The 25,557-nt window shown below is 43.0% G+C and carries 22 protein-coding genes and 1 riboswitch; of the genes, 15 read left to right on the top strand and 7 right to left on the bottom strand.

The window, feature by feature from the left end:
* Window positions 1-56: 56 nt before the first annotated feature.
* Window positions 57-1,547 carry a S41 family peptidase gene (locus BW980_RS09160; protein ID WP_139327646.1) on the top strand — a complete coding sequence of 497 codons (1,491 nt, stop codon included), beginning with the start codon at window positions 57-59 and terminating at the stop codon, window positions 1,545-1,547.
* Window positions 1,548-1,625: 78 nt separating this feature from the next.
* On the opposite strand, the gene BW980_RS09155 is transcribed toward BW980_RS09160, so the two are convergent.
* The 3 genes from BW980_RS09155 to BW980_RS09145 form a co-directional block, all read right to left on the bottom strand.
* Window positions 1,626-2,552 carry an ABC transporter substrate-binding protein gene (locus BW980_RS09155; protein WP_245800018.1) on the bottom strand — a complete coding sequence of 309 codons (927 nt, stop codon included), beginning with the start codon at window positions 2,550-2,552 and terminating at the stop codon, window positions 1,626-1,628.
* Window positions 2,553-2,562: 10 nt separating this feature from the next.
* Window positions 2,563-4,437, bottom strand: coding sequence for a TonB-dependent receptor plug domain-containing protein (locus tag BW980_RS09150; protein WP_076454938.1), 1,875 nt, complete (start codon window positions 4,435-4,437; stop codon window positions 2,563-2,565).
* Window positions 4,438-4,506: 69 nt separating this feature from the next.
* Window positions 4,507-4,722: riboswitch (cobalamin riboswitch) on the bottom strand.
* 87 nt (window positions 4,723-4,809) lie between these two features.
* Window positions 4,810-5,259 carry an FKBP-type peptidyl-prolyl cis-trans isomerase gene (locus BW980_RS09145; protein ID WP_076454937.1) on the bottom strand — a complete coding sequence of 150 codons (450 nt, stop codon included), beginning with the start codon at window positions 5,257-5,259 and terminating at the stop codon, window positions 4,810-4,812.
* Between the two features lie 214 nt (window positions 5,260-5,473).
* Between BW980_RS09145 and BW980_RS09140 the strand changes: the two genes are divergently transcribed.
* From BW980_RS09140 to BW980_RS09110, 7 genes are all read left to right on the top strand, one after another.
* On the top strand, window positions 5,474-6,622 hold the full coding sequence (locus BW980_RS09140; RefSeq protein ID WP_076454936.1) for an ABC transporter substrate-binding protein: 1,149 nt from the start codon (window positions 5,474-5,476) through the stop codon (window positions 6,620-6,622).
* On the top strand, window positions 6,623-7,654 hold the full coding sequence (locus BW980_RS09135) for a FecCD family ABC transporter permease (protein ID WP_076454935.1): 1,032 nt from the start codon (window positions 6,623-6,625) through the stop codon (window positions 7,652-7,654). It abuts the gene before it with no gap.
* Window positions 7,655-7,796: 142 nt separating this feature from the next.
* Window positions 7,797-8,672, top strand: a complete 876-nt coding sequence (locus BW980_RS09130) for a 3-keto-disaccharide hydrolase (protein WP_076454934.1) — start codon at window positions 7,797-7,799, stop codon at window positions 8,670-8,672.
* Window positions 8,642-9,466: an ABC transporter ATP-binding protein gene (locus BW980_RS09125; RefSeq protein WP_394333496.1), complete on the top strand. Its 825-nt coding sequence runs from the start codon at window positions 8,642-8,644 to the stop codon at window positions 9,464-9,466. Before BW980_RS09130 ends, BW980_RS09125 begins: the two co-directional genes overlap by 31 nt.
* 65 nt (window positions 9,467-9,531) lie before the next feature.
* Window positions 9,532-10,878 (top strand): DNA recombination protein RmuC, encoded by a 1,347-nt coding sequence (gene rmuC / locus BW980_RS09120; RefSeq protein WP_076454932.1) that lies wholly within the window; start codon window positions 9,532-9,534, stop codon window positions 10,876-10,878.
* A complete protein-coding gene (locus BW980_RS09115) occupies window positions 10,875-11,240 on the top strand; it encodes a 6-phosphogluconate dehydrogenase (protein WP_076454931.1) in 366 nt (121 codons plus the stop codon). The genes rmuC and BW980_RS09115 overlap by 4 nt, the downstream gene beginning before the upstream one ends.
* Window positions 11,240-11,785 (top strand): acyl-CoA thioesterase, encoded by a 546-nt coding sequence (locus BW980_RS09110; RefSeq protein ID WP_013991450.1) that lies wholly within the window; start codon window positions 11,240-11,242, stop codon window positions 11,783-11,785. The genes BW980_RS09115 and BW980_RS09110 overlap by 1 nt, the downstream gene beginning before the upstream one ends.
* Here the strand turns inward: BW980_RS09110 and pgl are convergent.
* Window positions 11,778-12,491, bottom strand: a complete 714-nt coding sequence (gene pgl, locus BW980_RS09105) for a 6-phosphogluconolactonase (protein ID WP_076454930.1) — start codon at window positions 12,489-12,491, stop codon at window positions 11,778-11,780. The two genes, BW980_RS09110 and pgl, sit on opposite strands and share 8 nt — an antisense overlap.
* A gap of 55 nt (window positions 12,492-12,546) precedes the next feature.
* The gene (gene zwf / locus BW980_RS09100; protein WP_076454929.1) at window positions 12,547-14,079 is read right to left on the bottom strand and encodes a glucose-6-phosphate dehydrogenase; all 1,533 of its coding nucleotides are present in this window, start codon (window positions 14,077-14,079) and stop codon (window positions 12,547-12,549) included.
* A gap of 172 nt (window positions 14,080-14,251) precedes the next feature.
* On the opposite strand from zwf, the gene gndA reads away from it, so the two are divergent.
* The 5 genes from gndA to BW980_RS09075 all read left to right on the top strand — a co-directional run bounded on the left by gndA (window position 14,252) and on the right by BW980_RS09075 (window position 20,730).
* The gene (gene gndA / locus BW980_RS09095) at window positions 14,252-15,664 is read left to right on the top strand and encodes an NADP-dependent phosphogluconate dehydrogenase (RefSeq protein ID WP_076454928.1); all 1,413 of its coding nucleotides are present in this window, start codon (window positions 14,252-14,254) and stop codon (window positions 15,662-15,664) included.
* A 49-nt stretch (window positions 15,665-15,713) separates the two neighbouring features.
* Window positions 15,714-16,280, top strand: a complete 567-nt coding sequence (locus BW980_RS09090; RefSeq protein WP_083690444.1) for a DUF3124 domain-containing protein — start codon at window positions 15,714-15,716, stop codon at window positions 16,278-16,280.
* 96 nt (window positions 16,281-16,376) lie between these two features.
* On the top strand, window positions 16,377-18,656 hold the full coding sequence (locus BW980_RS09085; protein ID WP_083690443.1) for a tetratricopeptide repeat-containing hybrid sensor histidine kinase/response regulator: 2,280 nt from the start codon (window positions 16,377-16,379) through the stop codon (window positions 18,654-18,656).
* A 13-nt stretch (window positions 18,657-18,669) separates the two neighbouring features.
* Window positions 18,670-19,020, top strand: coding sequence for a ribose-5-phosphate isomerase (locus tag BW980_RS09080; RefSeq protein ID WP_076454927.1), 351 nt, complete (start codon window positions 18,670-18,672; stop codon window positions 19,018-19,020).
* Window positions 19,021-19,104: 84 nt separating this feature from the next.
* Window positions 19,105-20,730, top strand: coding sequence for a long-chain fatty acid--CoA ligase (locus tag BW980_RS09075; RefSeq protein WP_076454926.1), 1,626 nt, complete (start codon window positions 19,105-19,107; stop codon window positions 20,728-20,730).
* A gap of 55 nt (window positions 20,731-20,785) precedes the next feature.
* On the opposite strand, the gene carB is transcribed toward BW980_RS09075, so the two are convergent.
* Window positions 20,786-23,641, bottom strand: a complete 2,856-nt coding sequence (carB, locus tag BW980_RS09070) for a carbamoyl-phosphate synthase large subunit (protein ID WP_076454925.1) — start codon at window positions 23,639-23,641, stop codon at window positions 20,786-20,788.
* 120 nt (window positions 23,642-23,761) lie between these two features.
* The gene (gene rpmH / locus BW980_RS09065) at window positions 23,762-23,929 is read right to left on the bottom strand and encodes a 50S ribosomal protein L34 (protein WP_072991142.1); all 168 of its coding nucleotides are present in this window, start codon (window positions 23,927-23,929) and stop codon (window positions 23,762-23,764) included.
* 185 nt (window positions 23,930-24,114) lie between these two features.
* Between rpmH and BW980_RS09060 the strand changes: the two genes are divergently transcribed.
* Window positions 24,115-25,020 (top strand): DUF6263 family protein, encoded by a 906-nt coding sequence (locus tag BW980_RS09060; protein WP_076454924.1) that lies wholly within the window; start codon window positions 24,115-24,117, stop codon window positions 25,018-25,020.
* 3 nt (window positions 25,021-25,023) lie between these two features.
* Window positions 25,024-25,539, top strand: a complete 516-nt coding sequence (locus tag BW980_RS09055) for a hypothetical protein (protein WP_076454923.1) — start codon at window positions 25,024-25,026, stop codon at window positions 25,537-25,539.
* Window positions 25,540-25,557: the final 18 nt, after the last annotated feature.

Here is a 25,557-nt window from a genome sequence, read left to right as displayed (position 1 = left end):
GTGATATAAGGGTGAATGCGGTCGTTCGCCCGTAAAACACTATTTGTTGCCTTATTATGATGAAAAAATTGAATTTAGGACTGCTCCTATCTGTATTTCTTATCGTTTCCTGCTCTAAAACCGATGACGACTTCACTATACCCGATACCGTGGATCCCGATCCCAATGCAGGGGTACATGTACAAGACTTTATGTGGAAAGCCATGAACTTTTGGTATTTCTGGCAATCGGATGTAGAAAACCTATCCGATACGAAATTTCCAAATACAGAGGAGGGATCGCTAGCCTATACCCAATTTCTTGCATCTGAATCGGACCCTGGAAAGTTTTTCGACGATAAACTATTGTTTTCGGAAGACCGTTTTAGCTTTTTTTCAGATAATTACGTAGAACTTGTACAATCATTGGCCGGTATTTCTAAAAGTAACGGAGTCATATTCGGACTGGTAAGGCAAAAGAAGAACAGTAGTGAGATCTATGGCTATGTGCAGTATATTATTCCCAATTCAAACGCGTCAACCAAAAATATCAAACGTGGAGATATCTTTACGGGAGTAAATGGCACCACCTTGACCGACCAAAACTACAAAACCCTTCTCTTTGGGGATAGTGACACCTATTCTTTGGACATGGCCGATATTGAAGGTGAAAATGCTGAACCGAACGGAACGCAAATACAATTGACCAAAGAGGTAGGCCTTCGCGAAAACCCTATACTTCTAGACGAAATCATTGAAATACAGGACAAAAAAATCGGCTATCTGGTCTATACCGGGTTTACCAATGAATATGACGAAGAATTGAACCAAGTCTTCGGTCGGTTTAAATCGAATGGGGTAAACGAACTGATACTTGACCTTCGATATAACCCTGGAGGCTCTGTCAATACCGCCGTTCTTTTATCAAGTATGATATATGGCACCAACACCGAGGAAGTCTTTCTAAAGGCGAGATATAACGAAAAGTATCAAAAAATACTAGACGACAATGATACCGAACTAAGACGTTTTTTTGCGGAAAAAACCAGCAAGGGCACTGCCATAAACACCCTAAACCTCAACAAAGTCTATATATTGACCACCACTGGCACAGCCTCGGCGAGCGAATTAGTGATCAACGGCCTGACACCTTATATCGACGTGGTTCAAATTGGGGACAAAACCCGAGGAAAAAACGAGTTCTCGGTAACTATGGTAGACGACAGAGGAAACAACTACGTCTATAACCAAGAACGAACCAACAAAATAAACCCTAAAAACAACTGGGCCATACAACCCTTATTAGGTAGAAATGAAAACTCGAAAGGGTTTTCAGCTTACACCAGTGGCTTGGTACCCGACATAGTCTTACCCGAAGATTTAGCAAATTTGGGTGTATTAGGCGACCTGAACGAACCACTGCTTGCCAAGGCCATAGAACAGATAACGGGATCCCCGGCCAAAGGCGGCCATACCGTTGAACTTCCTATAGAGACCATGATCAATTCAAAAATGTTCTCGCCCTTAAAAGATAACATGTACGTTAGCGACCCACCTATAGTTTGGTAGTCTAAAAACATTCAATGCAAACAAAAAAAAGCGGCCCGTTTTATAAACAGGCCGCTTTTTTTATGAATTTATAATTTCTCAGAACTCGTAAAACTTTTGACACTTTCGCTTTAATCGCGAAGGAATAGATATTGCTTCCGGATGAAACAACCCTGCCAATAACTCTATGCCATCGACCAAGGTGGCAGCGGATGATTGCGTAAACAAATCAAAATCGGCTACATATACTTTTTGGTCTTTGACTGCCTTTAAGTTGGGCCAGCCTTCTTTTAAAAGCAATATATGCATCTCCTTTAAGGTTCTTTTAATACTGAACCCACAAGGCGCTACTATAATTACCTCTGGGTCGTACTGCTTTATTTTATCCCATGAAAGCACACCACTATTCCCCGAAGGATTAGAGAGCATGTCTACCCCACCGGCAAAACCGATTTGGTGGGGAATCCAATGTCCACAATTATAAATAGGCTCTATCCATTCCAACAACAATACTCTTTTCGTAAGTACTTTAGCGGCCCTAAGTTGATCTACAATATGATCTATACGCCCATTCAGTTGGGCCAAATATTCATAGGCCACCTCCTCTTTATTCAATGCCTGGGCAATGGTAATGGCATTTTCGAAGACATCATTAAAACTAGAAGGACTAATTGAAATAAGTTCCGGTTGTTTCTCAAGGTTTGCAACAGCAGCGGCCGTACATTCCGTATCGATCTGACAAACATCACACATGTCTTGTGTAAAGATAATGTCGGGAGCGATTTCGGCAAGGGTCTTTTCGTCTACATAGTAAAGCTTCTCCCCTTCCTTTTTGCTTTCCGAGAAAAAGGTATCGATTTCTTGGCTTGTATAGTTCTTCCCTTCCAAAATGCAACGCACTATCGGTTTTTTCTCTTGCAATGCCATAGGGGGGCATTCAAACGTAATACCATGCAAGTGTTCTTGCAACCCCATATCATAGAGCATTTGGGTAACGGCAGGCATAAAGGAACAAACTTTGAGCACGTTTCTTTTTTTAGAGATTGAGACTAAAACCGATCATAACATTCCTTCCTTTGGTCGTAAAACCAAGGGCTTCGGTATATTCTTGATTTAAAATATTATTGACGTTTAAAAATACCTTTAACCGGTTTTCTATACATTCGTGCGAGAGGTATAAATCTACCAAGGAAAAACTGTCCAAAGGTACAATAGTAGATGGAAAAGTATTAAAATCAGAATCTGTTCTACTTCCTGTAAGGCTATAGTTCAACGAGGCAAAAGCTCTATCTGAAAACGCATAGCCCAAATTCGCATTTACCTTATGTTTGGGAATACGAATGGCATTGTCTCCCTTTCTTTCCGTAAATGTATAATTGGCATCGAAATTTAATTTGTCGGTAGCCTTCCAACTAAGCTCTATTTCCACTCCTTGTGCATCAATAGTGTTCAGGGCATTTTTGTATCCACTTGTTGCGAAATCATAAAACACAAAGTTCTCCTCTTTCCTATTAAAATAAAGGGCACTCGCTCTAAAATTGCCTTCACTGGCAAATTCCAAACCTCCCTCGATCGTTCGGTCATCCTCGGGTTCTAGATCAGGGTTTGCCCCGTAGATTCCGAATAGTTGAGTTAAACTCGGAGTAATATATGAAGTAGCATACGATGTTAAGACCTTAAGGTAGCTGCCGTCCATTTTAAAGGTAAAAGATGGATTGATATTATACACAAAGTTGGTTCCGTACTCCGTATGGTTGTTTAAACGCGCACCGGCATTCACGTTCAATCCAAAATCGGATACATAGACTACGTTCGCATATGGATCGGTAATCTCAAATTTTTCCTTGGCTAAAAAATGGGTTTCATCAGCTAAATAATTCAAACCGACAACACTGTGAAATTGATCATTGAAATTGTATTTATGATACACATCTACCACATAGTTGTTACCCTTATACGTAGACGGAAAATCCGTTATATTTTCAGAATCATAACTACTATATCCTGCATTTGCCTGTAAAGAACCCCTACCATAATCATAAGTGGCCGCAAGCCCTGCTCTTTCCTGCTTACTTATAAACTGATTTGGCGCATCCGTTGGACCGTAAGAGTTATCAAAATTTGTATTCACCTTTGTTTGGTTCCCATAAACCGAAATCTTCAGTTTCTCGGAAAAATCATAGCCCAAACGCAAATTTGTTGAAATGTTTGAAAAAGGATCTTCTTCATTCGCAGGTGTTATATTTGCTGAAATACCTTCCGCATATCGGTTCGAAAAACTACCTGAGTAATTGAATTTATCCAATGTACCGCTTATTTGAGCACTGTTAGACGACCTCGACACATTGTAATTTTGGTCATCTTGGGTTTGATTTGTACCTACACTTGACTGTACACTCAGGGAAATAGGTTTTGCCGAAGCTTTTTTAGTGATAATATTTATAACTGCAGTGGCGGCATTGGTACCATAAAGCGTACTAGAGGCACCTTTAATGATCTCTATAGATTCTACACTAGCGGCAGAGAGTAAACGCAAATCGTACACCTCGGAAAAGGACGATGGATCTAGAACTCGAACCCCATCGACTATAACAAGTACTTGACGCCCTCTTCCTCCTCGGGCATAAACGCCAAAAACAGAACCTTCTGGGCTACGGCTTCCCGATATTTCAATACCGCTCTGGTTATTGATAATTTCAGTGATGTTCTTACCTTGGTAACGCTCTAATTCTTCTGCGGTAATCTTTATCACCGTTTTACCTGAATTTTCGCGTTTCAAGTCAAATTTAGAATCACTGACCACAACCTCATCTAGTTGTCTCACTTTTGTAGAATCGCCTTCTACATTTTGCGCAATCATACTGGTGCTTGCCACTAGGGCAGCACAAACTCCATAAAAATTTTTGTTCATTTTGTAATCTCTGTTCGAGCGAATAGTATGTCTGTACCCATACGTAAACCTTTATCCCGAAAGTTTAACATTAGTTGTTTGAATCCGGCAGGTCTCCTGACTTGTTCAATGTTGTTTTACCTTCCCATCTTTATGGCTGACAGTGGTTTTGAAGAAAGCAACACCCTCTTAAGAGGCACCAAGCGTAGCTCGGCATGAACTTACAGTTGCGGGAACAGTTCCGGATTTTCACCGGATTCCCTTTTAATCAACAGGACCATAACGACCCTATCGAACCTAAATTCGGGGCGAAGGTACATAATTTGTGAAAAGATTGCACCTGAAAAATGTTTCGGTTTTGAAGCTGTAAAAGAAAAACCTTTTTTTGTGAAATTACTCTACGGCAATAAGCTTGACTTCAAAAATAAGTACAGACCCGCCGGGTATACCCCTTCTATCTGAATTTCCGTAACCCAAGGCCGCAGGCACCAATAGCAGGCCGTTACCGCCTTCCTTGAAATAGGTGATGCCTTCCGTCCATCCGGCAATAACCTGTGATAGGTTGAATGTGATGCCTTCCGCTTCACTTTCATCAAAAACTTCCTTATCGGTAAAGTAGCCCTTATAAGCCACGGTGACATTTGAGGTTGCCGTAGGCCGAAAACCTGTACCCTCTTCTTCTACCACATAGTAGAGACCGCTAGCGCTTCTCTTGGCGTCAAGATTGTTCTCTTCAACGTATTCCTTGATTTCTTGTTCATTTTTTGCTACATAATCCACTTTTTCATCGTCACTACAGGAAGCGAATACGGCCAAGACCAAAACCAATAAGATTTTTTTCATATCATTTTTTTGAAAGTCAAATATAGCGAACTATTGACACCGCCCAGACGAATTTCCCTTATAAACTGGCCCTTTCTCTTTTAGTTCCCCACAATCAATTGATAGACAGAAAACAAATAAAATTTCATTTGTCTTTTTTTCTTGGAAAAGAAAGACTGTACCTTTAGGCCATTGATACATTTCACCTATTCTTGAGACCCATAAGACAAAAAAATTGAAGAAAATTGTTTTCATTGCCCTATGCGCCTTGGTTCTTTCCTGTAAAAGGGAAAAGAAAGAAAGCACACCGATTACCACTAGCTTACCGACCATAACCAAGATTACGCATGCTACTGGCTTTTCCATTGAAAAAGCAGCCGAAGGGTTTACCGTTATTGCCGTATCATCGCCATGGCCCGGTTCGGAAAAAACCTTTAAATACGCCTTGGTCGACAAAGAAAAGATGGCCTCCCTCACCTTGAATAGCGAGGCATACGATGCTATCGTGGCCGTTCCGATAGAACGTTTGGTTGTGACCTCCACGACCCATATTCCCTCACTTGAGGCCCTAGGGGTGGCCGACCGGCTGGTGGGCTTTCCGAATACGGATTTGATTTCTTCGGAATATACCCGTAAACGGATATTGGATGCTAGCGTAAAAGAATTGGGGAATAACGAAAGTATCAATACCGAAATCACCATCAGCCTTAACCCTGAAGTCGTTATAGGCTTTGGCATGAACAATAGGAACAAGGCCTATGAAACCATAGCCCATTCCAATATTCCCGTGGTCCTCAACGGGGATTGGACGGAGGAGTCCCCTCTCGGAAAGGCGGAATGGATTAAATTTTTCGCGCCTTTTTTCCAACTTGAGACCAAGGCCGACAGTATTTTTAGCGCAATCGAAAGTTCATATCAAAAAACCAAGGCCCTTGTAGCCCAGGTCGAAACGAAGCCTACCGTACTTACCGGGGGGCTCTATAAAGATGTTTGGCACGTAGCAGGGGGAAAAAGTTGGATGGCCCAATTTCTAGAAGATGCTAAAGCCGATTACCTCTACAAAGATGACACCGGAACCGGAGGGATTTCACTGAGCCTAGAAGCCGTTTTGGCCAAATCACAACAGGCCGACTACTGGCTCAACCCCTCTATGATCACGTCCTATTCTGAAATGGAAAAAGCCAACGCCCACTATACCCAATTCAAGGCCTTTAAGAATAAAACCATATTCTCGAACACCTTGGCAAAGGGTAGTACAGGGGGACTCCTATATTACGAAATGGCACCGATGAAACCCGATTTGGTCTTAAAAGACCTTATCCATATTTTCCATCCGGAATTGCTTCCCGATTACGAACCTTTCTTTTTTAAACCTCTTGAATAAGTGCAAGTCGAAAAAACATATCGCACTTCCTTTTTACTCCTACTGCTTGTTTTGGTAATTACCTTTATTACCAACATCTGTTTAGGATCGGTTTCCATTCCCGTTTCCAAAACCTTACATTCCATTTTTGGAGGAAGCTTGGAAAACACGGCCTGGGAGTACATCATTTGGAACTATAGACTCCCCAAGGCCTTTACGGCCCTATTGGTAGGTAGCGGACTCGCCTTGAGCGGATTGCTGATGCAAACCTTGTTCAGAAACCCTTTGGCAGGCCCGTTCGTACTAGGTATCAGTTCCGGCGCCAGTTTGGGTGCGGCTATCTTAATAATGGGCTCGGCCACTTTTACTTCGTGGCTCGGCATTACCCTTATCAACGATGTTTCGCTCGCCCTTGCCTCTAGCATGGGGAGTTTTTTAGTGCTGTTCTGTGTTCTCCTTATTGCCCGTAAGGTAAAGGATAGTATGGCCCTTTTGATCATAGGCCTTATGTTCGGTAGCATTACCGCAGCCATTGTAAGTGTCTTGTCTTATTTTACCCAAGCTGAAAAACTACAACAATTCGTCTACTGGTCTTTTGGTAGCGTAGGGAACCTTTCTTGGCACCAATTGCTGCTGTTACTTACCCTGGTCTGTTTGGGCATATTTCTAAGTGTGCTTTCCATTAAACCCTTAAACGCCTTCTTGCTAGGTGAAAATTACGCCCGTAGCCTTGGTATCAATTTGGTGAGTTCTCGGTTCAAGATCATTGTAGCAACCGGACTCTTGGCCGGTGGCATTACCGCTTTTGCCGGGCCCATTGCATTTATCGGCTTGGCGGTGCCCCATTTGACCCGTCAGGTTTTCAATACTACGGAGCATCGCATCTTGGTTCCCGCCGTATTGGCCTATGGTGCCATTTTAATGCTGGTTTGCGACACTATAGCCCAACTGCCGAACAATGCCAATGTTTTGCCCATAAATGCCATTACCAGTATTTTTGGTGCCCCAGTGGTAATCTGGTTGTTGTTAAGGAAAAGAAAAATGGTGTTTTAACCCAAAACACAACATAATAAACTTTAAATTATACAGATATGACCATATGTTATACCCCAAAGAAGTGCAATTAGATAGATTTACGTCCATCAATTATTTTTAAACCTATTTTTTATAAACTATTTATATTAAAGCCAACCCTATGCAAAGTAAATTGACTTTTCTTTTTCTTCTTTTAAGCAGTGTTGCCATTCACCTAAATGCGCAAAAAAATGACAAAGGTTGGGAGGCGCTTCTCGATAAAGACCTATCGAACTGGGACGTTTTTATAGGGGTACCGCACACATCGCTCGACCTTGAAGGCTACGAAAAAGGCGATGGAATGCACGGAACACCGATCGGACTCAACAACGATCCCTTGAATGTCTTTACCACGAGCCAAGAAAACGGGGAGACCATTCTCAATGTAAGCGGCCAGATCTACGGGGGCTTAAGCACCAAAAAAGAATACGAAAACTACCACTTGGTCTTTGATATCAAATGGGGCACCAAAAAATACGAACCCCGCCTTAAAGATAAAAGGGACAGTGGCGTTCTTTACCATGCCCAAGAACCACACGGGCAATTCTGGAACGTTTGGATGAAGGCCCCGGAAATGCAGGTACAAGAAACCGATTGTGGCGACTTTTTCCCTTTGGCAGGTGTAAGTATGGATATCAAGGCTTCAAAACGCAAGGAAAACGGAAAAGAATTTTGGTTCTACGATCCTAAGGGAGAAGTACATACTTTTAAGACAGGGGCCAACGGACGCTGCAGGAGAATGGATAATTTTGAAAACCCCCATGGCGAATGGAGCCGCCTAGAACTTATCTGCATAAACGACAAGGCCTACCATATTGTTAACGGAAAGGTGGTAATGGTGCTCGAAAATGCAAAGGAATATGACCAAGATGGTGTGGCAAGCGCACTGACCAAAGGAAAGATCCAATTTCAATCGGAGGCCTGCGAAGTGTACTACAAGAACATCAAGATCAGAAACATCTCTAAATTGCCCAAATACATCAAGAAACAACTTTAACACCTACTGTCGTCGCCTATAAAACCAAACATACTACGCTTCTCTCGAAAGACCTTGCCATTGGTTACGGAACCCATGTAATAGCAAAAGGCATCAACTTTGCCTTGGTACCGGGCGAGTTAACCGCCATCGTGGGGATCAACGGTATTGGCAAGTCTACCTTGTTACGGACCCTGGGCAACGCCCAACCCCTTCTTTCAGGACAATTGATCATCAAAAAAAAACCTTTGGAGGCCTATGCCCCCTTAGAGCTATCGTCTGAAATAAGCATGGTCTTAACGGAGCCTATTGCCTCTAAAAATTTGTCCGTTCTAGAATTGGTAGCACTGGGTAGGCAACCCTACACCAATTGGCTGGGGAAACTGACCGATATCGACAAAAATAAAATAAGCGAGGCCTTTGAAGCGCTAGAGTTGAGCGACTTAAAAGACAAAAAATGTTTTGAACTAAGCGACGGACAGTTGCAAAGGGCCATGATCGCCAGGGCCTTGGCCCAAGACACCGATATCATACTCTTAGACGAGCCTACGACCCATTTAGACCTTTACCATAAGGTGCAAATATTAAAATTACTGCGCACCATAGCGCACACCACCAAAAAAACAGTGGTTTTTACCACTCATGAAATTGAGATGGCGATTCAACTTTGCGACAAAATGCTTCTCTTAGACGGCAAGTCGAACCATTTCGGACAACCTTGCGAACTTATCACTCAAAAGGCCTTTGAATCTTTGTTTCCTTCCGACACTGTTGTTTTCGACCCCAAAACGGGATCTTTTAGAATAAAAAAGTAACCCAAGGGCAGTGTTCCTTTTTAACACCAATCTTGTATCTTTACCCTGAACATTTTACTAGAGAAATGAACGTTTACCTTATTTACTTATTAATCGGATTAATATGCCTTGCCATAGGCTATTTTTTAGGAAATTATATTCAGAACCTAAAGACGAAGTCGAGCCAGAGCGCCCTTGAAGAACGGGAGCAACAACTGCACGCCAACCTCAATGTATTGGAGGCGCGTTTGAAAGATAGCGAAGCGCACAAAACCCGTTTACAGGATGAAAAGGAACAATTAGGCAACCAAATTGTCCGCTACCAGGCCGATCTGGAGAATCTTCAGCTGAAAAACAGGGAGCAAAAAGAAGAGGTTGAAAAACTACAGGAAAAATTCACCAAAGAATTCGAGAACCTCGCCAATAAAATTTTAGAGGAAAAAAGCCTGAAATTCACCGAACGCAACGAGAAGAACATTAAGGATATTTTGACGCCCCTCAATGAGAAAATACAGCTTTTTGAGAAGAAGGTAGAAGAAAGCCAAAAAGAAAATATCAGCATACATTCCGCATTAAAGGAACAACTTTTAAATCTTCAGAGCCAAAACCTAAAAATCACCCAAGAGGCCGAAAACCTTACCAAAGCCTTGAAAGGCGACAGTAAGATGCAAGGTAATTGGGGCGAATTGGTACTGGAACGCGTGCTTGAAAAATCAGGATTGGAAAAAGACCGCGAATATACCGTTCAACAAAGTTTTACCAGGGAAGATGGTTCGAGGGTGCTTCCCGATGTGATCATACACCTTCCCGATGGCAAGAAAATGGTGGTTGACTCCAAAGTATCATTAACGGATTACGAGCGGTTTGTAAACGCCGAAGACGATTTACGCGATAAATTCCTAAAAGACCATATCAATTCCCTAAAAAGGCACGTCGACCAGCTTTCCTCCAAAAAATACGAAGACCTTTACGCCATGGAGAGTCCGGATTTCGTACTCATGTTCGTACCCATAGAACCCGCTTTTGCCATTGCCATCAACAATGACAGTACCCTTTACAGCAAGGCCTTCGAACAAAATATCGTCATCGTTACCCCATCGACCTTATTGGCTACATTGCGTACCATTGACAGTATGTGGAACAATGAAAAACAACAGCGTAACGCCTTGGAAATAGCTCGACAAGCCGGGGCCCTATATGATAAATTCGAAGGTTTCGTAAACGACCTGACCAAGGTGGGCAAGAAAATGGACGAGGCCAAATCGGAGTACAAAGGCGCCATGAACAAACTGGTCGAAGGCCGTGGAAATATTGTCATCAGTATTGAAAAATTGAAAAAAATGGGAGCGAAAGCAAAAAAATCGATTCCCGAACCCATACTTAAACGCGCTCAAGAAGATGACTTTGAAAGCGACCTAAAACTAGAAACATGAAAAAGTCGCTCTTTATAAGCTTGGGCATTATTGTTGTTCTATTCGCCATTGTGTACGTATTTATTTACTTCGTACCTTATAGTAACGGAATACGTTCGGGCGAGCTTATCAAAATCAGCCACAAAGGCGTTATCATCAAAACTTGGGAAGGAGAGATCAGTCAAGGTATATCAGGTGCCCAGATTTTTTCATTTTCCATATTGGACAAAGACAAAGAAGTGATCGAACAGCTTCAACAGTACCAAGGACAATACGTAAAGTTGCATTATGTTGAACGCTTTGCCACTTTTCTTTGGCTCGGAGATAGCAAATATTTTGTAACCAAGGTAGAAAAAGAACAATCACCACATTTTAGAAACTAATGGAAAAATTCAAGAGCGCTAACGATTCAAGAGTTTCAATAACCGAACTAATGCTTCCCTCCCACTCTAATTTTGGCGGGAAGGTCCACGGTGGACACATTCTAAACCTAATGGACCAGATTGCCTTTGCCTGTGCCTCAAAACACTCTCAAAGGTATTGTGTGACCGCATCGGTCAATCGGGTCGATTTCCTACATCCGGTAGAAGTCGGTGAGCTCTTAACCTTGCGCGCTTCCATAAACTATACCGGGAAGACCTCTATGGTCGTAGGGGTTCGGGTAGAATCGCAAAACATCACCTCCGGCACCAAGCGCCATTGCAACTCTTCATACTTTACCATGGTAGCCAAGGACGAAAACGGAAAAAGCGTACCCGTGCCCGGTCTATTGCTAGAGAACGAACAGGGCGTTAGACGATTCGCCCGGAGCAAACAAAGAAAAGAAGAGGCTTTCTCAAGGGATACCCAATTCGATTCATCCCAATTTAAAATCGAGGAGCACCTCGACCTCTTGGCCAATGAAAACGTAAAGCTCGACCTTAGGTAAGCCTATCGGCCGCCGCTTGATCCAAGAACCACAATAGATTACCAGACGTTGGGGCTACCAAGTGGGCCGGATAAGTGACGGAACCACCATCGGTACCGAGAATTTCGCCTACTTTTTCCTTTTTTCCTTCTCCGGTTACCAAAAAGGCAACCGTCTTTGCGTGATTGATCAGATTGCCCGTTATAGTGATCCGCCTTTGTCCCGATTCAGGATGTACGGCCACCTCACATAGGTGTTCTGAATCCCAAAGTTCTATTTCATGGGGGAAGATAGAAGCGGTATGGCCATCATCGCCCATACCTAAAACCACTAAATCAAATTGAGGGAAACCATTTTTGGCCGGAAGCTCCGACTTCAATTCCCTTGCATATCGTTCCGCTTCGGCCTGGGGCTCATCTTCCCCATGAACCCGATGGATGTTTCCTTCAGGAATTTCAATTTTAGACAACAGGTGTTCTACCGTCATCTTATAATTGCTTTCATTGTCGGTCGGGGGCACACAACGCTCGTCTCCCCAGTACAAATGCACCTTAGACCAATCGATTTGTCCACCAAACCTATCGGCCAGTTCATCAAAAACTATTTTTGGGGTACTTCCGCCCGAAAGGGCTACATGAAAAATATCGTTTTGGTTCACTTGCTCGGCAAAATAGGCCGAAAAGGCTTTGGCAACCTCGTTTTTATCTTGATATATCTTTAAATCCATAGTTGTTTTTTACAATTTATAAGCAAAGCTTTGGGGCTATGACCATAAGCTCTTCCTAGCATATGACACAAAAACCCGGATCATCGGTCAAACTCGCTCCCGGGTTTCTCCATTCGCCTATACCGTCTATCAGCTCATTTGAATTCTCGGGTCCCCAGACGCCTGCGGCATAACCGTACATGCGTACATCTTTACCACTTTCCCAATACTTTAAGATCGGATCTACGAATTCCCAGGCCGCTTCAACCTCATCGGCCCTGGCATACAAGGTAGCGTCACCCTGCATAGCATCTAGAAGCAGGCGTTCATAAGCCTCCATCACATGGGTTTCCGCCAAACTGGAATAGTAGAAGTCAAGGTTGGCACGTTCGACCTTAAAACCTTGACCGGGCACTTTTACCCCGAATTTTATTAAAATACCTTCGTCAGGCTGTATTCTTATGACCAGTTTATTGTCCTTGTTGTCCAATCCCGATTCTTGAAACACCTGATGATGTGGTGTTTTAAAATGTATGACCACTTCGGTAACCTTCGTCGGCATTCTCTTGGCGGTACGCACGTAGAAAGGCGTATCTTTCCATCTCCAGTTATCTACAAAAAACTTGATGGCCGCATAGGTTTCGGTAGTTGAATTTTTATCGACCCCTTCTTCCTCACGGTAGCCTTTTACGGGTTCTCCGTCAATAACCGAACTGGTGTACTGCGCCCTTATGGTATTATCGAACAACTCTTTTTCGTCTTTCATGACCCTAAGCGACTTGAGCGCCTTTACTTTTTCGTTCCTAATATCTTCGGGAGCATCGCTGATCGGCGGCTCCATTACGATCAAGGAAACAATTTGGAGCAAATGGTTCTGGAACATGTCACGCAACGCGCCCGACTTGTCGTAATACCCTCCCCGTTTTTCAACACCGACACTCTCGGCATTGGTAATTTCTACGTGGTGGATATAGTTACGGTTCCAGAGGGGTTCAAAAATGCTATTGGCAAATCGTGTCACCAATAGGTTCTGAACGGTTTCTTTGCCCAAATAATGGTCAATACGGTAAATCTGGTGCTCTTCAAAGAACTGTTGTAGCCCCTGGTTCAGCTGTTTTGCGGTCTCAAGGCTATACCCGAAAGGCTTTTCAACGATCATACGTTTCCAACCGTTGTTCTGTGTACTCATTCCCGCATCTGCCAAGCGCTGTGCTATTGTTTCATACAGGGTCGGAGGTGTAGAAAGGTAATAGATGATATTGCCCGAAGTCTGATACTTGTTCTTAAGGTCTTCTACCCTTTTTCGTAGGCGACCATAATCCGTATCATAGCTACCACCCAAATCTTCGTAGAAAAATTTGTTGGCGAATGCTTTTATATAGTCGTCGCTATGCTCTTTTATCTTTGTCTTTAGATATGTACTTTCCAAAACCACTTTATTTCTAAACGCGTTATCGGTCATATCACTTCTACTGGCACCCAATACCACAAAATTTTCGGGAAGTTGACCCGCTAAATAAAGATTAAAAAGTGCAGGTACGAGTTTTCTTGCAGTAAGGTCGCCAGAGGCGCCAAATATCACAAGAATCTGGTTTTCTGTTTTATTCATAATGAGATGGTATCCTTATACGATTTGAAAGGCTAAAAGTATCGAAAAGATGCAGCAATACCAACGAGTTTACCCTAAGAAAATCTTACATTTCAATTATTTCGCTTAATTTTGGTCGTATTGCCCGAATATGACAATTTTAGGGCCGATCGTGTAATTTTAAATATAGAAAATGGAAGGAAAATATGATTTTGGATTGATAGGTCTCGGTGTTATGGGACGTAACTTCATTTTAAACGTTGCCGATAACGGATTCTCTGCGTTTGGCTACGACCTGGATCAGGAAAAAGTAGCGGCATTAAAGGAGGAAGGCGGCCACGAGGCCAAGGTGAATGCATCCACCGATATAAAGACCTTCGTTCAAGCCCTGAAACAACCCAGAAAAATCATGCTTTTGGTTCCGGCCGGAAAAATCGTAGACTCGGTCATCGAAAGTCTCTTGCCGCATATAGACCGAGGTGATATCATTATCGATGGAGGGAATTCCTTCTTTACCGATACCGACCGACGTGAAGCTTACCTTCATGACAGGGCCATCAATTTCTTTGGCGCGGGAGTTTCAGGTGGTGCCAAAGGTGCCCGACTAGGCCCCAGCATCATGCCCGGCGGATCAAAATCGGCCTACCAACACATTAAACCTATTTTTGAAGCGGTATCCGCAAAATATAAAGGAGAGCCTTGTGTAGCCTATTTAGGTCCAAAATCATCGGGAAACTACGTAAAAATGGTTCACAATGGTATAGAATATGGATTGATGCAACTCACTTCCGAAGTTTATGACCTGCTTAAAAAAGCGGGGAACTTTTCCAATGAAGAAATGCACAATACCTTCTCTGAATGGAACCAAGGTCGCTTGCAGTCTTTTCTAGTGGAAATCACCTCTAAAATTCTGGAACAAAAAGATGAACTTGGCGCAGATAAAGGTCATCTCGTAGATCAGATTTTAGACAAAGCGAAACAAAAAGGAACAGGGAAATGGACGAGTCAAAATGCGATGGACTTAGGTATACCCGTTCCTTCGATTGACATTGCCGTAAGTATGCGTGAAATTTCGGCACTCAAATCTGAAAGAACCGAAGCCGAAAAACTATATGGTCGCCCAGAAGTAGAAACTTTAGATAAAGAAGCATTGGCAAAGCTGGCCGAAGAGGCCCTTTACTTCTCTTTCATCATCACCTATGCCCAGGGCTTGCACCAATTGGCCGATGCCTCAAGAGAATACCAATACAATCTAGATATTGCCACCATTGCCAAAATCTGGCGTGCGGGCTGTATCATCCGAGCCGGTCTTTTGGCCGACATCACCGAGGCATTTGAAGCCGATAAAGACTTACCGAATTTATTGCTTTCCCCGAATTTCGTCGAGAAAATCAAGGGTACGGTAACTTCGGCCAGAACCTTGGTTGCACATGCCGCCAAAAACGGTATCCCGATGCCGGGACTGACAAACTCATTGACCTATTTCGATGCCTATACCTCAAGTCGATTGCCTTTGAACCTTATACAGGCGCAACGTGATTTCTTCGGATCCCACACTTATGAACGCCTTGACCAGGAAGGTATTTTCCATACCGAATGGGAGTAGCCTAAAAAGGCCTCCTAAAATATGGATACCACAAAACTAGAATACTGAAATGATAGGAAAATACCGCTACGGCACATATTTTTACGCTATTGAAAACAGTCTAAAATCAATTGCAGGTGTGCTTATTCTTGTTTTGTTGTCCATATCGTGCAAACGACCCGCGGAGGAAAAACCGGTACCGGTACTCGATGAACATACATTAAACAGAAGGGTCGACGGCAGCACCGTCGATCCTCTTTTAAAACAGGTTTACGTACCCATTTACTCTGATATCTACAATCAGACCAGAGACTCCAGAACCTTATTGACCGCTACCTTAAGTATCAGGAACACCAGCCTTAAGGACAGCCTCTTCATTTCAAAAATAGATTACTACAATACCGGGGGCGACCTTGTAAGGAGCTATATAGACCAAACGATATACCTTCGCCCTATGGAATCTATCGATTACGTTATAGAACAACAGGACAATTCCGGTGGCAGCGGTGCCAACTTTATTATCGATTGGTACGCCAAGCGCCCACTCAACCCCTTGTTTCAAGCCGTTATGGTCGGCGGACTGGGAGCGCAAGCTTTCTCCTTTACCACGGAAGGCGTAAACATGGAAAGCGAATAAGCCGTTTTTAATCGCCCTATTTTTTTTGGCGCCCATACCGTCTATCGATCTATTGGCCGCTTGCCGATAATTTGTAAAGCAAATTCTTATCTTAGCTTGCCGAAAAGGCCGACCGTACAACCCTATACCGGCCCCAATGTGACCATGAGGATATCAAAACCACTAGTATTCATTTTTTTCCTTGCGCTGTATACTAATGGAATAGCCCAAGAGGCCACGGATTGGAAAAAAGATACCCTAGAATTGTATGTCAACCGATCGAATGACGCCTACGACGAATACAACTATAAAGAAGCCATAAAATACGCTTCGGCCCTAGTAGAAAAAGGAAAGGAATTCAATTATAAATACTACGAGTTTTTAGGCTATGATATACTCGGTGGAATCTACTCCGAGACGGACGATAGCGTGCAGGGAAGGATTTATTCCGAAAAGGCACTGGAACTGGCCCGGGCAACACACGCCGATAGTCTTATAGCATGGGGAACCTTGAATTTAGGCATTTTATATTCCGACAATAAGGCCACCTACGAAAAAGCGGTCCGCTTCTTTAAGGAAAGCATTGAAATAAACGAAAAGAACCAAGACTACGATGAAGTCTACCTCACTTATGTAAACCTCATCTGGACCTACCTCGACAACAAACAAATAAACGAGGCCCATACCTATCTTCAAAAAGCGGAAGCCCTTTCAACCAAGAAAGTCGATTCCCTAGACAAACTATACATAGAGCTTTTATACGGCAAGTATTACCTAATAAAGAAAGAGTACGACGCCGCCGCACAAAAACTAGAGAACATCGCCCTTACCGCCGACGCGAACAACAATACCGATTTGGCCATTGAGGCCTACGACAATTTGGCCAAACTCTACAGCGAAACGGACGACTATCGAAAAGCCTTTACCAACCTAGACAAACACAACCAGTTCAAGCAAAAGGCGTACACCCTTAAAAAAGTGGAGGAGACCGAAAAGGCTAGGGCCAAATTCAATTTGGAACAGGCCCAAAAAGACCTTGAATCGGCCCTAAAGGAAAAAGTATACTCAGAACAATTGATCTCAAAATCAAAAACACTGACCACTGTACTTATTATTGCCGTTGTTATCCTCATCATCACCCTGCTCATCATTATCGTATTTTTCAAGACCCGAAGAAAATACATCAACAACCTCCGAGCAAAGAACAAACAATTGAGTATCGCCCATGCCAAGGCCGAGAAACTTTCGACGATCAAGACCAAGTTTCTTTCAACGGTCAGCCACGAACTTCGCACCCCCTTATACGGAGTTATAGGTATATCAAGAATTTTAAAAGAAGACGAAAAGCTCAAAGATTATGCAGACGATCTCGATTCCCTAAAATTCTCGGCCGATTACCTCCTAGCCTTGATCAACGATGTGCTTTTATTAAGCAAGATGGATGCCGAAGCCATTACCTTATCAAAAATACCCTACGAACTAGACACGCTCATAAAAAACATTGTACGTTCCTTCGAATCTAGCCTGCAACAAAACAACAACACCCTACATTTACACATTGACGACAAACTGCCGAACCATCTTATTGGAGACCCCATAAGGTTATCACAAGTGCTCATAAACTTAGTAGGGAACGCTATAAAGTTTACAGAAAACGGTAACATTTGGTTAAAGCTTATTCTTGTCGAAGCCATAGATGACGAGACCTACTACACCCAATTTGTGATAAAGGATGACGGCCTAGGAATTCCATTGGATATGCAAAAGGACATTTTCAATGAATTCACCCAAATCGAAAACAAAAACCTCAGTTATACGGGTACGGGGCTCGGCCTTACCATCGTTAAAAAAATATTGAAGCTCTACCAAAGCAAAATCGAACTAGACAGCACCCCGGGCAAAGGGTCGCAATTCAGTTTCCGCCTAAAACTCAAAAAATACAATGAGAGCCAAAAGGCAATTGAAAGCCCTATCGTCAATTTACCTAAAGGAAGTCGCCCTAAGGAAAATAGACGGACCAATAAAGTGCTTATTGTCGACGACAATAGAATCAACCAAAAAGTAACGCAAAAAACCTTGGAAAAACACCATATCGAATCAAGTCTGGCCGATGATGGCGCCCAAGCGGTAGCCATGAGCAAAGCCAATGACTACGATTTGATACTCATGGACATACACATGCCGAAGATGAACGGGATGGAAGCCACCCAATTGATACGCGAATTCGATAAAGACATTCCGATAATTGCGTTAACCGCCGTAGAGTTGGACGAGAGCAAAAAAGAAATACTCAATTCAGGTATTGACGACATTATTCACAAACCCTACAACCTTCCCGAATTCCTAGAGACGATCTTTAAGCACCTTCCGAAGGAAGAAATCAATCTTTCCCAATAAAATTTCGTTCGAAATGGCCAGACCCCAATATCATGTTTACGTAATAGAACTCTCAAAAAAGGTGTTCACGGAAAATCGGCGCTTTCGCGAAGCCAATCCACAATTCAACGGGGTTTTAGAATGTTTATATGTAGGAATGACCAGCAAAACCCCGAAAGAACGTTTCCTACAGCACAAAACGGGTTATGTAAATAAAAAAGGACACCGCCTCGCCTCGAACATCGTAAGGAAATACGGATCCTACCTAAGGCCCAGCCTGTACAACCATATCAAACCATTGACCACACGGGCGGCCGCCCTAAAAATGGAAGAAAGCCTGGCCCTTGAACTGCGTAGGAAACGTTATGCCGTTTGGTACAATTGACCCCCGTCCCCTTCTTCTTTCCCTACATAGCAAAAAATCAGTAACTTTAGGAAAACCGACCCAACGATTTAACCCCGATAGCCTATGGAAGGATTAATAATGGACTACCCGCTCACCACGACTACTATTCTTGAATACGGGAACAGTGCTTTTAAGCACAAAAAAATCATCAGTCATTTGCCCGACGCCTCCAGGCATGAATACACCTTTGGCGACCTTCACAAACGCTGCATGCAATTGGCCAATGCACTCACCAATACCCTTGGGATAAAAAAAGGCGATATGGTCGGCACCTTTGCCTGGAACCATTACCAACATGTGGAACTATACTACGGCGTACCCGGTATTGGGGCCATTTGCCACACCATCAACATCAGGCTTTCGTCACAACAGACCGAATTCATAATTAACCATGCGGAAGACAAGGTTATTTTTGTAGATGCCACACTTGTACCCTTACTTGAAAAAATTGCCGGCAAACTGGAAACCGTAGAACATTTTGTTATTCTAAACGCACCAAAAAACTTCAACACCACATTGCCCGATGTTTTGCATTACGAGGATATGTTAGCAGGACAATTGGAAGAATTTCAATGGCCTACCCTAAACGAAAACGACGCGAGCGGCATGTGCTATACCAGTGGAACAACAGGGCTGCCCAAAGGTGTACTCTACACCCATAGGTCTACCTACCTACATGCCCTGACCATCTCTACGCCCAATGCCGCCAACTACAGCAACTCCGATATTGTACTCCTCATTGTTCCCCAATTTCACGTCATGGCCTGGGGATATCCATACCTATGCCTTCTTACGGGATCTGATATGGTCTTACCCTCATCAAACCTACAACCCGAGGCATTGATCAAAATTTTACAAAAGGAAAAGGTCACCAAGGCCAATGGTGTACCCACAATCTGGATGGGGATCTATGAGAGCATGAAGAAAAATCCCCCACGGCCCAAATTAGATTTGGAAGAATATCTGGTCGGGGGATCTGCGCTTCCTGCAAGCCTAATAAAGGCCATGGAGAAGGATTTTGGCATTAGAGGAGTACATGCCTGGGGAATGACGGAAACATCGCCCCTAGGTACCGTAAGTCGGCTACAGCCCCATCATCAAGACCTAAGTGAAGACAAAAAAGTGAACGTTCGGGCCAAACAGGGTATAGAGTTTCCCGGTATTGAAATGCGTATTGTAGACAACAACGGAAACATCGCCCCAAGAGACGGCAAAACAATGGGCGAACTACAGGTTAAGGGGGCTTGGGTCATCAGTTCTTATTTTAAAACAAAGAACCGAGACAACTTCACCAATGATGGGTGGTTTAGAACCGGGGACGTAAGTACTGTCGACCAAGATGGTTATATGCATATTACCGACCGAACAAAAGACCTGATCAAAAGTGGAGGCGAATGGATCTCTAGCGTTGCTTTGGAAACGACCTTGATGGCCCACCCGAAAATAAAGGAAGCGGCCGTAATTGCCATACCCGATGAAAAATGGTCGGAAAGACCCTTGGCCGTTATCGTCCTCCAAGATAGAAACGACAGGATAACAAATTACGAGTTGAAAGAATTTTTAAGTCGCGACTTCGCCAATTACCAAATCCCCGAAAAATATTTATTCATCGGTCAAATACCAAGGACCAGCGTGGGCAAATTCGACAAAAAGGAAATCAGGAGACGTTACGCCCAAGGTAAATTATAAAAAAGGCCGTAGCAAAACAATTACCACGACCTTTTACATTTTTATTAAGGCAATTTTACTTGCTCAAGTACATTTTTCTTCGACCGTAAAGATCGTAGAATTGATCATCTTTAAGGCTGTCGATAAAGAGAATGCTCTCGCCCGTACTCTTCATTTCAGGCCCTAGGTTTTTGTTTACATTCGGGAACTTATTAAAGGAAAAGACCGGTTGCTTAATGGCAAAACCTTTAAGCTGTGGGTTAAAATCAAAGTCCTTGACCTTTTTATCCCCTAACATGACCTTGGTAGCATAATTCACATAAGGCTCCCTATAAGCTTTTGCGATAAAAGGAACGGTTCTAGAAGCACGTGGATTTGCTTCTATGATATAGACCATGTCGTCTTTTACGGCAAATTGGATATTGATCAAACCTACGGTGTTCAAGGCCAAGGCAATTTTCTTGGTATGGTCTTTTATCTGCTGCATAACAAACTCGCCCAGATTGAACGGAGGCAGTGTTGCGTTAGAGTCGCCCGAGTGAATACCGCAGGGCTCAATATGCTCCATAATACCAATAATATAGACATCTTCCCCATCACAAATGGCATCGGCCTCCGCCTCTATCGCACCATCCAAATAATGGTCTAACAACAATTTGTTATTCGGTATTTTTCTAAGAAGATCAACTACATGCTCCTCTAGCTCTTCCTTGTTTATGACAATTTTCATGCCTTGACCACCCAAAACGTACGAAGGTCTTACCAATAAAGGAAAGTTAAGTTCATCGGCCAGGGCCAAGGCTTCGTCGGCAGTTTCGGCAACCCCGAACTGTGGAAACGGAATATCGTTGGCTTTTAAAAGCTCGGAGAAACTACCGCGGTCTTCCGCAAGGTCCAACGCCTTGAAACTGGTACCGATAATCTTAATACCGTATTTCTCCAATTTCTCCGCAAGTTTTAATGCGGTCTGCCCCCCTAACTGCACAATAACGCCTTCGGGCTTCTCATGACGGATAATATCGTAGATATGCTCCCAGAACACCGGCTCAAAGTAAAGTTTATCGGCCGTATCAAAATCGGTAGAAACCGTCTCGGGGTTACAATTGATCATGATGGTCTCGTAACCACATTCAGCAGCCGCAAGTACACCGTGAACACAACAATAATCGAATTCTATACCCTGTCCTATTCGGTTAGGACCAGAACCAAGTACCACAATCTTCTTACGATCGGTAACAATACTGTCGTTCTCGACGTATCGGGTTCCGTCGGGCTTTTCTATTTCTTCTTCAAAAGTAGAATAGTAATATGGGGTCATCGCCTTAAATTCGGCGGCACAGGTATCGACCAATTTATACACCCTGTTGATATTCATTTCCTCGGTTCGCTTTTTATGCACCTCGCTCTCGTAGCAGTCGAGCATATGGGCAATTTGCCTATCGGCAAAACCTTTTTGCTTGGCTTCCAGCATCAATTCCTTGGTCAAGGTAGCAATGGTGTAGGTAGATATTTCCTTTTCCAATAGGTAAAGTTCTTCGTACTGCTTCAAGAACCACATATCTATTTTGGTAATCTCGTGTATCCTACCCAATGGAATACCCAACTGAATGGCATCGTAAATCACGAAAACCCGGTCCCAACTAGGAATCGTCAATTTTTGAATGATCTGGTCATAATTGGTGTAGCCTTTACCATCGGCACCTAGACCGTTTCTTTTTATTTCCAAGGATTGGGTCGCCTTATGCAAGGCTTCTTGAAAAGAGCGCCCAATACCCATTACCTCACCTACCGACTTCATTTGAAGTCCTAATGTACGGTCTGAACCTTCAAACTTATCAAAATTCCATCTCGGGATCTTTACGATAACATAATCGAGGGTCGGTTCGAACAATGCCGATGTAGATTTTGTAATCTGGTTGTCCAACTCGTCCAAATTGTAACCTATAGCCAGTTTAGAGGCTATCTTGGCAATAGGATACCCCGTTGCCTTTGAAGCCAAGGCCGAAGAACGCGAAACCCTTGGGTTGATCTCTATGGCAATAATATCTTCTTCTTCATCTGGGCTAACCGCAAACTGAACGTTACAACCTCCTGCAAAGTCACCGATGCTGCGCATCATATGAATGGCCATATCCCGCATCTTTTGGAAAGTCCGGTCAGAAAGCGTCATTGCGGGTGCCACGGTTATGGAGTCACCGGTATGTATACCCATAGGGTCCATATTCTCAATGGTACATATAATGACAACGTTATCGTTTTTATCACGCAGCAACTCAAGCTCATACTCTTTCCACCCCATAAGGGCCTTATCGATCATTACCTCATGAATGGGCGATATTTCGAGTCCGCGACTTAAGAGCTCATCAAAATCTTCAGGTTTGTAAACTATTGAAGCTCCCGCTCCACCCAAGGTATACGATGCCCTAATGACCAATGGAAAACCAAATTCTTGGGCAATCTCCTTCCCTTTCAGGAATGAGGTCGCCGTAGCTTGGGGCGCCATCCCAACACCGATTTTCAGCATCAGTTCACGAAACTTCTCACGGTCTTCCGTAATGTTGATCGCGTTGATATCGACCCCTATGATCTCTACGCCAAAATCTTTCCAAATACCCTTTTCATCAGCTTCAATACACAAATTCAAGGCCGTTTGCCCTCCCATAGTCGGCAATACCGCATCGATTTGAGGATGTTCCTTTAAAATCTCAACTATCGATTTGGTGGTTAAGGGCTTTAGATAAACGTGATCCGCCATAGTGGGGTCCGTCATAATGGTAGCAGGATTGCTATTTATCAAAACGGTCTCTATACCATCTTCACGTAGACTTCGCAAAGCTTGTGAACCTGAGTAATCAAACTCACAGGCTTGACCTATTACAATGGGACCGGAACCGATCAGTAGTATTGACTTTAAATCTTTTCTTTTGGGCATTAGTTGTATTCTTTAAGGCTTTGGCAAAAAATTGTTACAAATATCAGGACAAACCTGACATAAAAAAAGGTGTTACTTATAAAAAGTAACACCTATATATTTCTTGAAAAAATAATATCATTATTTTTTATGTCTCGGCTCAGAGGATACAGAAAGTTTTTTTCTTCCTTTAGCTCTTCTACGAGCTAAAACTTTTCTTCCGTTTACGGACGCCATACGCTCCCTAAATCCGTGTTTATTTCTTCTTTTTCTTTTCGAAGGCTGATATGTTCTTTTCTGTCCGGGCATTGTATTATCCTTTTCGTTTTGTGATACTAGTTTGCGAAACCGCTCGCTAAAACTGGGCGCAAATATACAAAGAGTTTTCTCTCTAGCAAATACATTTAGAAAAATATTTTTATTGAATGCCTGCCGCCTAGCGATAGGTTTTTATTACTTTTGCCAAAATCGGATTTTAGCACTAAAATCAATCTATGAGAAACTTTTTTGGCATTATTTTTATTGTTCTGTCAAGTACCATCTCCTTAGCCCAGACAAAGCTCGAGTACAAACTGGAGAAAAATGCCGTCTTCACCATAAAACAAAACGCCGAGCAGATCATCACCCAAGAGCTCGACGGGGCCAGTCATGTAATGACCAATAAAATCAACGGCATCCTTGAGTTCAAAGTACTGGAAGTAAGGGATTCCACTTATAAAATCGCCTTGAAATTCAAAGATCTCAACCTCAATATGAAATCGAGTATACAAGGGGAATTATTAAACGTACGGGCCAAGGAAGTCAACCCCGACGATATGCAATCGCAAATATTCAACAGTCTGCTCAACAGACCGGTCAACATTCTTTTGGCTAAAACAGGCAATATCATCGAAGTAAAGGGAGGAGACAGCCTTGTAGTGAAAATGGCGGAGGCTTCAGGACTTACGGACGAATTTTCATTGAAAATGATGAAAAAATCCTTGGAGAAAGAATTTGGCTCGGAAGCCCTTTCCAAAAGCTACGAACAGATGACCTATATCTACCCGAAGAAAAAAGTGCGTATAGGCGATACCTGGAAAAACAAGTACACCGGAAAATTAGAGAGCCAAAACACATGGACCCTAAAAGGACTCACCGCTGACACGACCACTATAGACGGAATTGCCGAGGTGCATATGGACGTTACCGAATTGGCCACGACCATGAAGCTAGACGGCTCACAAAAAACACAGATAATTACGGATACCTCTACTGGGTTTGTAAAGAAAATGACCGTGAAGGGACTCTCAAACGGGTCTTCGACCATGACCCAAATGGGCGACCAAGAAATCCCCACGACCATACAATCTTCCATTACCTACGAACTGATAGATAATTTAAACGAACCGATCAATAATTAAAACATGTTCAACAAAAACATTAAGCTGGTCATAGCAGGACTTATAATCGCATACGCCGTATATCAATTCATCGAGGGCAACATTGGCAACGGAATCTTTCTCATTCTTTTATCCCTCATTTTTATATTTCTCTATTTTAGAAACGAAATCATTCTCTTGGCCTTTTTAAAAATGAGGAAGCAAGACCTTGAGGGTACGGAAAAATGGTTAAGTAAAATCAAAAATCCAGAGGCGGCCCTAATCACCAAACAACAAGGTTACTTCAATTACCTACACGGTATCATTCACTCGCAAAAGAACCTGACACAGGCCGAAAAGTACTTTAAAAAGGCCTTGAAATTAGGACTCACAATGGATTACGATATCGCCATGGCCAAATTAAGCCTAGCAGGTATCGCCATGCAAAAACGGAGAAAACGCGAAGCTACTACCCTGCTCCAAGAAGCCAAAAAACTCGATAAGAGCAATATGCTTACCGAGCAAATAAAGATGATGCAGCAGCAGATGAAGAAAATTTAGCCGAAGGAAACACTTAAG

It is taken from the genome of Zobellia uliginosa, assembly GCF_900156625.1.
Lineage (GTDB): Bacteria > Bacteroidota > Bacteroidia > Flavobacteriales > Flavobacteriaceae > Zobellia > Zobellia uliginosa.
The sequence above is the reverse complement of the archived record's forward strand: the minus strand, read 5'-3'. Positions and strand labels throughout refer to the sequence as shown.